The sequence below is a fragment of the Roseiarcus sp. genome (assembly GCF_052145395.1).
Lineage (GTDB): Bacteria > Pseudomonadota > Alphaproteobacteria > Rhizobiales > Beijerinckiaceae > Roseiarcus.
Genome location: NZ_JBKQOT010000779.1, coordinates 1 through 7,902, shown reverse-complemented (window position 1 = coordinate 7,902; position 7,902 = coordinate 1). Strand labels below are relative to the sequence as shown.

At 66.2% G+C, this 7,902-nt stretch carries 7 protein-coding genes; 6 read left to right on the top strand and 1 reads right to left on the bottom strand.

Annotated features, from left to right (window positions below):
* Positions 1-1,364, bottom strand: a 1,364-nt coding sequence (locus ACLP25_RS26850; RefSeq protein ID WP_442472163.1) for a formate--tetrahydrofolate ligase, incomplete at its 3' end; no start/stop codon positions are given.
* A gap of 122 nt (positions 1,365-1,486) precedes the next feature.
* On the opposite strand from ACLP25_RS26850, the gene ACLP25_RS26845 reads away from it, so the two are divergent.
* From ACLP25_RS26845 to ACLP25_RS26820, 6 genes are all read left to right on the top strand, one after another.
* A complete protein-coding gene (locus tag ACLP25_RS26845; protein WP_442472162.1) occupies positions 1,487-2,143 on the top strand; it encodes a methyltransferase family protein in 657 nt (218 codons plus the stop codon).
* A gap of 72 nt (positions 2,144-2,215) precedes the next feature.
* Entirely contained in the window at positions 2,216-3,010 is a 795-nt protein-coding gene (locus ACLP25_RS26840; protein WP_442472161.1) for an inositol monophosphatase family protein, read from the top strand.
* 108 nt (positions 3,011-3,118) lie between these two features.
* Positions 3,119-5,131, top strand: a complete 2,013-nt coding sequence (gene hyfB / locus ACLP25_RS26835; protein WP_442472160.1) for a hydrogenase 4 subunit B — start codon at positions 3,119-3,121, stop codon at positions 5,129-5,131.
* The gene (locus tag ACLP25_RS26830; RefSeq protein WP_442472159.1) at positions 5,122-6,081 is read left to right on the top strand and encodes a respiratory chain complex I subunit 1 family protein; all 960 of its coding nucleotides are present in this window, start codon (positions 5,122-5,124) and stop codon (positions 6,079-6,081) included. Before hyfB ends, ACLP25_RS26830 begins: the two co-directional genes overlap by 10 nt.
* A complete protein-coding gene (locus ACLP25_RS26825) occupies positions 6,078-6,737 on the top strand; it encodes a hydrogenase-4 component E (RefSeq protein ID WP_442472158.1) in 660 nt (219 codons plus the stop codon). Before ACLP25_RS26830 ends, ACLP25_RS26825 begins: the two co-directional genes overlap by 4 nt.
* On the top strand, positions 6,734-7,902 hold a 1,169-nt coding region (locus ACLP25_RS26820), incomplete at its 3' end, for a hydrogenase 4 subunit F (RefSeq protein ID WP_442472157.1). The genes ACLP25_RS26825 and ACLP25_RS26820, both read left to right, overlap by 4 nt.

Here is a 7,902-nt window from a genome sequence, read left to right as displayed (position 1 = left end):
GCTACGCCGCGTAAAATGGGCAAAGTCGAGCTGAGATCGTCGGGGTAGAGCGGCTGGAATTGAGAGTCGCCGCGGCTCGTCACGTCCGCCACCGCTTGCGCGAGGTCTTCTGCGCCTGCGCCGCCGCGCGCCCAATGCTCGCAAACGATGACCTTGAGGCCGAATCTGTCGGCGACAGCCCGCTTGACGAAATCGAACTCGGCTTCGGTGTCCGCCGTGAAACGGTTGACGGCGACCACGACGGGCACGCCGAACTTGTGGATGTTGGCGATCTGCCGGGCGAGGTTGGCGAGTCCGGATTTCAGCGCAGCGAGGTTCTCGACGCCGAGCGCATCCTTGGCGACGCCGCCATGCATCTTGAGCGCGCGCACGCTCGCCACGACGACGGCGGCCGCGGGTCGGAGCCCCGCCTTGCGGCACTTGATATCGAAGAATTTCTCTGCGCCGAGATCGGCGCCGAAGCCCGCCTCGGTCACGACATAGTCCGCGAGCTTGAGCGCGGCTTTCGTGGCGACGACCGAATTGCAGCCGTGCGCGATGTTGGCGAACGGGCCGCCGTGCACCAGCGCCGGCGAGCCTTCGAGCGTCTGGACGAGGTTGGGCTTGATCGCCTCCTTGAGCAGGGCCGACATCGCGCCTTCCGCCTTCAGGTCGGCCGCCGTCGCCGGCCTCTTGGCGTAAGTGTAGCCGACCACCATGCGGCCGAGCCGCGCTTCGAGGTCGTCGATGTCGGAGGCGAGGCAGAACGCCGCCATCACCTCGGAGGCGACGGTAATGTCGAAGCCGTCCTCGCGGGAGAAGCCGTTCGACGGGCCGCCGAGACCGACCACGACTTCGCGAAGCGCGCGATCGTTCATGTCGATGACGCGCTTCCACGCGATGCGGCGCAGATCGAGACCGAGCGCATTGCCCCAGTAAATGTGGTTGTCGAGCACCGCCGCGAGCAGGTTGTGCGCCGAGGTGATGGCGTGGAAATCGCCGGTGAAGTGCAGGTTGATGGCGTCCATCGGCACGACCTGGGCGTAGCCGCCGCCGGCCGCTCCGCCCTTGAGGCCGAAGCAGGGCCCGAGCGACGGTTCGCGCAGGCAGATGACCGTCTTTCGACCGATCCGGTTGAGCGCGTCGCCAAGGCCGACCGTCGTCGTCGTCTTGCCTTCGCCGGCGGGCGTGGGATTGATCGCGGTGACAAGGATGAGCTTGCCGTCCGGACGCTCGTCCGCCGCCTGCCGAAGGAACTCGGGCTCGATCTTGGCGATCCAGCGGCCGTACGGATTTAGCGCGTCCTCGGGAACGCCGATCGCGCCCGCGATTTCTGCGATCGGCTTGAGCTTCGCGGCGCGAGCGATTTCGATATCGGAGCGCATGAGTCCCTCGGATGGCGTAAGCGAAAAGCCATCCTACCTCTCGCGCCGATTGGCAAGCGCAGCGCGAACGCTTGACTGGGATGCGCTTTGCTCGGCCGGCATGGCGGGCGTAAGATTCGGCCATGGCCTTGCTCCGTCTCGCGCTGCTCGCGACTGTCAGCCTCGCGCTCTTTTTCGGGTTTGCGATCGCCGGGGAAGGCGGGCCTTCGCGTTTCTTCTCGCAAGCGCCCCTCGTCGCCCTGACGATTGTAACCATCGCGCTCGGGATCGCGGCTACGTTCACCGAAGGCCATATCGGGTCGGGCGTGCGCGAGGATCGCTCGAACCGTTGGGTGATCGTCGCCTTCACAATCCTCGGAATCGCGCTCGCCTATCTTCCGGCGCTCGCCGACCGCCATGACGTCCTGACGCCCGGCGGCGACGCGGTGTGCTGGACGGGCGTCGCCATCGGCGCCGCCGGCGGCGTGTTGCGCCTCGCGCCGGTCTTCGTCCTCGGGCGACGGTTCAGCGGCCTCGTCGCGATCCAGCCCGATCACAAGCTCGTCACCGACGGCCTCTACGGCGTCATCCGCCATCCGTCCTATCTCGGGCTTCTGGCCACGGCGGTCGGCTGGAGTCTGGCGTTTCGCGGCGGCGTCGGCCTCGTCATTGCGGCCCTCATGCTGCTCGTCCTCGTCGCGCGCATGAACGCCGAGGAGAAGTTGCTCGGCGAGACCTTCGGCGCCGAATACGAAGCCTATCGCTCGCGCACGTGGCGGCTCGTCCCTTATCTCTACTGAATGTTGCGGGTTGGTTGCCTCGCCCGGGCGCATCCCCTAAACCAGCGGCCGCTTCTTCCCGGGACAGCCGCCATGATCCGCTCCGCTCTGATGACTGTGATGACCAGCGCCGCAATCAAGGCGGGGCGGGGTCTCAAGCGCGACTTCGGCGAGATTGAGCAGCTGCAGGTTTCCATGAAGGGACCTGGCGATTTCGTCAGCCTCGCCGACAAGCGCTCGGAGAAGACGCTTTACGAGGAACTCTCCAAGGCCCGTCCCGGCTATGGTTTCGTGATGGAGGAAGGCGGGCGGATCGAGGGAACCGACAAGAGCCACACGTGGCACATTGATCCGCTCGATGCGACCACCAACTTCCTTCATGCGATCCCGGTCTTCGCCATCTCGCTCGCGCTCGAGCGCGAGGGTCAGATCGTCGCCGGCGTCATCTACAATCCGGCCGACGACGACTTGTACGTGACCGAAAAGGGGCAGGGCGCCTGGGGCGCCAAGCGTCGCCTGCGCGTCGCCCAGCGGACCGAATTGTCGCAGGCCCTTTTCGGCTGCGGCATCCCCCATCTCGGCAAGGCGGCGCAGCACCCGCGATTCAAGGCCGAGCTGTCGGCGGTGATGGCGCGGGTCGTCAACGTGCGCCGTATCGGATGCGCGTCGATCGACCTCGCTTATGTCGCCGCCGGCCGCTTCGACGCCTTCTGGGAGCGGGGCCTCAACTCCTGGGACATCGCCGCCGGCGCGCTGCTCATCCGCGAGGCCGGGGGCTACGTCACGGACGCCGACGGCGATCCGGACTTCTTGACGACCGGGTCGATCTGCTGCGGCAACGAGATCATGCATCGGGAGCTGCTCGCGCTCTTGAAGAACGCGGCTTAACGCGCGCCGGATTTCTGCTACTGTCGCGAGGAGAATAACCAACGATTCGCGTAGGTTTGGCGGGGCGGTGAGCATGACTCCGATCTCTCGGCTTGACGGCCGATCGCAATGAGCGCGGAAGCGCTCTGCCTTGCGGGCGACGCTGCGCTCCTTTCTCTCGCGGTCGCGGGGGCGTTGCTCTCGAGAAGACCCTTCGCGGGAACGCTCGTCTACGGCGGTTCGCTCGTCGTCTCCGCGCTCCTGCTTGTCGTTGCGATCGATGCGCTCCTCTTTGGCGCGCGCGGCGAACCGCTCGTGCTGCCGCTCGGCCTGCCCTGGATCGGCGCTCATTTCCGCACCGACGCGATGTCGGCGTTCTTTCTCGTCGTCGTCAATCTCGGCGCCACGGCGGCGAGCCTCTACGGGCTCGGCTATGGCCGCGCGGAGCACGATCCGGAGCGCGTGCTGCCGTTCTTCCCCGCCTTCCTTGCCGGGATGAACCTCGTCCTCGTCGCCGACGACGCCTACGCCTTCCTGCTGTCGTGGGAGTTCATGTCACTCGCCTCCTGGGCTCTGGTGATGGCGCACCACCGCGAAGGTCAAAATACGCGCGCGGGTTACGTCTATCTCCTGATGGCAAGCTTCGGCACGCTTGCGCTGTTGCTCGCTTTCGCCTTGCTGGCGCGACCCGCCGGCAGCTACGCTTTCGACGCCATGCGGGCGGCGGGGCCACCGCCCGGCGTCGCCGGCCTCGCCTTCCTGTTGGCGCTGATCGGAGCGGGGTCAAAGGCCGGGATCGTGCCGCTGCACGTTTGGCTGCCGCTCGCCCATCCTGCCGCGCCAAGCCATGTCTCCGCGCTCATGAGCGGGGTCATGACGAAGGTCGCCGTCTATGGCTTCGTCCGGATCGTGTTTGATCTCGCGGGACCGGCGAGTTGGTGGTGGAGCGTTCCGGTTCTCACGGTCGGCGCCGGCTCCGCGTTGCTCGGCGTGATCTACGCCTTGATGCAACACGACCTCAAGCGCCTGCTCGCCTACCACACGGTCGAGAACATCGGCATCATCTATATCGGACTTGGCCTCGCTTTGGGGTTCAAGGTGTTCGGCATGCCGGCCGCCGCTTCGCTTGCGCTGACGGCGGGGCTTTTGCACGTGTTCAATCATTCCCTCTTCAAGAGCCTCCTGTTCTTCGGCGCCGGCGCCGTGTTGTCCGCGACCGGCGAGCGCGACATGGAGCGGCTCGGCGGCCTCATTCACACCATGCCAGGAACGGCGTTCTTCTTCCTGGTTGGCTGCGTCGCCATTTCGGCGTTGCCGCCCTTCAACGGATTTGTTTCCGAATGGCTGACGTTTCAGGCCATATTGCTGAGCCCGGCGTTGCCGTCCTGGGTGCTGAAGATATTGGCGCCCGCGGTCGGGGCCATGCTGGCGCTGTCGGCCGCGCTCGCCGCCGCCTGCTTTTGCAAGGCGTTCGGCATAACCTTTCTTGGACGGCCTCGAACCGAGGCGGTTTCGCGCGCGAGAGAGGCCGATCGCCTTGCCCTTGCCGCGATGGCGATTCTGGCGACGCTCTGCCTTCTCGTCGGCGTCCTTCCGGGTCTGGCGATCGACGCCCTCACCCAGGCGGCGCAAATCGCCGTCGGCGCCCACATGCCGACGCAGTCCTCGATCGCCTGGCTCTCGATTGCGCCGGTCGCCGAGAGCCGGAGCTCCTACAACGGGCTTCTCGTGTTCCTGTTCATCGCCCTGTCGGCCAGTTTGGCCGCAAGCTTCATCCACCGTTTCGCCTCCGCCGCGTTGCGGCGCGCTCCTGCGTGGGACTGCGGTTTTCCCGATCCGTCGCCCGCGACGCAATATTCAGCGGTAAGCTTCGCGCAGCCGATCCGGCGTGTGTTCGGCTCGGTCGCGTTCGTCGTTGAGGAGCGGATCGACATGCCGCGCCCGGGAGAGATGCGCCCCGCGCATCTCGATCTCAAACTCAGCGACCGGATCTGGAACGTCTTCTACATGCCGCTGATCCTGATCGTCGAGCGGGCGGCCGTGCAGTTCAACCGCCTGCAGTTCCTCTCCATCCGGCAGTACCTGAGCGTCGTGTTCGGCGCGCTGGTCATCCTTCTGGTCGTGCTCGCGTCATGGCCATGATCGTCGATCTCGTCTTCCAGCTCCTGCAGATGACTCTGGTCATCGCGGTCGCGCCGCTGTTGACGGGGGTGGTGCGCGCGACCAAGGCGCGCCTCACCCGCCGCCGCGGCCCGCCGCTCGTCCAGCCCTATCGCGATCTCGTGCGGCTCGCGCGCAAGGAGGCGATCGTCACCGACAGCGCCTCGTGGCTCTTTCGCTTCGTGCCCTACCTCGTGTTTGCGGCGACCTGGGTCGCAGCCGCCCTGGTGCCGACCTTCGCTACGGGGCTCCTGTTCTCGTGGTCGGCCGACCTCATCGTCATCATCGCGCTCCTGGGCGCGGCGCGATTTTTCCTCGCGCTCGCCGGGCTCGACGTCGGCACAAGCTTCGGCGGTTTAGGCTCGAGCCGCGAGGCCCTGTTCGGTGCGCTCGCCGAGCCGGCGATGATCGTCATCGTCTTCTCGCTCGCGCTCATCGCCGGCTCGACCCAATTGTCGACCGTGGCGGCTTATATGGCCTCAGGCGTCGCCGGCCTGCGCGTCACGCTCGGCATGGCGCTGGTCGCGCTGATCATCGTCGCGCTCGCCGAGAACGGCCGCATTCCCGTCGACAACCCGGCGACCCACCTCGAGCTCACGATGGTGCACGAGGCGATGATCCTGGAATATTCGGGCCGGCATCTCGCCGTGATCGAGCTCGCCGCCATGCTGAAGCTCGCGCTCTACATCTCGCTGATCATTTGCGTCTTCGTTCCCTGGGGCCTCGCGATCGCCGACGCGAGCGTCGCCGACCGCATTTTCGGCGCGATCGCCTATGTCGTGAAGCTTTTGGCCGCCGGCGTGGCGCTCGGCGTGTTCGAGACCAGCATCGCCAAGATGCGCGTCTTCCGCGTGCCGGACTTCGTCGGCGCGGCGCTGATGCTCGGCTTTCTCGGCGCGCTTCTGCTGTTCGTGTCCAGGACGCTGAAATGAAAGGCCTCGCCTTCGACGTCTCGCATCTGCTCGCCGGCGGCCTCGTGCTGGTGAGTTTCATGCTGCTCTACCAGGACCGCCTCTATGCGCTGCTCAACACATTCGCCCTCCAGGCGGTCGTGCTGTCGCTCTCGGTCGCCTGGCAGGCCTATGTTCAGGATGCGGATCATCTCTACGTAACCGCCTTCATCGCCTTCGCCTTCAAGGCGATCATCATCCCGATCGCGCTCCATCGCATCATCGTCCAGCTCGGCATCCACCGCGACGTCGAAAACGTCGTCGGCGTCGGGCCGACCATGATGGCCGGCCTCGCGCTCGTCGCGCTCTCCGAAGTCGTGATGCTGCGCATCGCCAGCGACGCCGACGTGCTCGCCCGCGAGGACCTCGCCTTCGCTCTGTCGGTCGTGCTGCTTGGTCTCCTGATGATGGTGGTGCGGCACAACGCCGTGTCGATGGTGGTCGGCTTCATGTCGCTCGAGAACGGGCTCATTCTCGCCGCCGCGGGCGCGAAGGGCATGCCACTGGTGGTCGAGGTCTCGGTCGCCTTTTCGGTGCTGGTGGCGCTGGTGGTGATCGGCGTGTTCCTCTTCCGCATCAGCGAGCGGTTCGAGTCGATCGACGCCGAGGCGCTCGACAGTTTCAGGGGAAGCCGATGAGCTTCGCGCCGGACGCGACCATCGTCCTCCTCGCTCTGCCGGCGGCGGCGGCGGCGCTGCTCGCCGTCCTGCCGTCCTATCGCCTGTCCGCCGCGCTGAACGTGGCCGCCGCTCTCGCGGCCTTCGTCGCCTCGGCGTCCCTGTTCGTCTCGGCGCCGCCCCCGAACGCGTACATCCTGATCGACGACCTCAACGTCGTCTTCATCGTGCTCAACACCTTCATCGGCTTCACCGCGAGCGTGTTCAGCGCCACCTACATCGCCCACGAGATCGAGACCGGACGTCTGACGCCTGATCATCTGCGCTTCTATCACGCGATGTATCAGTTCCTGCTGTTCTCGATGAACCTCGCGCTGATCGCCAACAACATCGGCCTCATGTGGGTGGCGATCGAACTGGCGACGCTGACGACGGTGCTGATGGTCGGCATCTACCGCACCCAGGCGGCGATCGAGGCGGCGTGGAAATATTTCATCCTCGGCAGCGTCGGCATCGCGCTCGCCCTGTTCGGAACGATTTTAATCTACATGGCGGCGCAGCCGGTGGTCGGCGAAGGCGTTCCGGCCATGCTGTGGACGAGCCTGATCGCGCATGCGCCGCAGTTCGACCCGCCGCTGCTCGACCTCGCCTTTGTGTTTCTGCTGCTCGGCTACGGCACCAAGGTCGGCCTCGCACCGCTGCACGCCTGGCTTCCGGATGCGCACGCGGAGGGGCCGACGCCGATCTCCGCGGTCCTCTCCGGCCTGCTGCTCAACGTCGCGCTCTACGCCGTGCTGCGCTTCAAGCTTCTGCTCGACGCCAACGCGCACGCGCTGGCGCCGGGACCGTTGATGGCGACGCTCGGCCTCGTCTCGGTCGTGTTCGCCGCGTTCATGCTTTATCGCCGCCGCGACGTGAAGCGGATGTTCGCCTATTCGTCGATCGAGCACATGGGGATCATCGTGTTCGCCTTCGGCATGGGCGGGCCGCTGGCCAATTTCGCCGGGCTGCTGCACATGACGATGCACTCGCTGACCAAGTCGGCGATCTTCTTTACCGTCGGCCATATCGCGCAAGCCAAGGGAACGCAGAAGATCGCCGACATCCGAGGCCTGACCGTCTCCCACCCGGCGCTCGGCTGGAGCCTGGTTGTCGGCGTTTTCGCCATCGCCGGGCTACCGCCGCT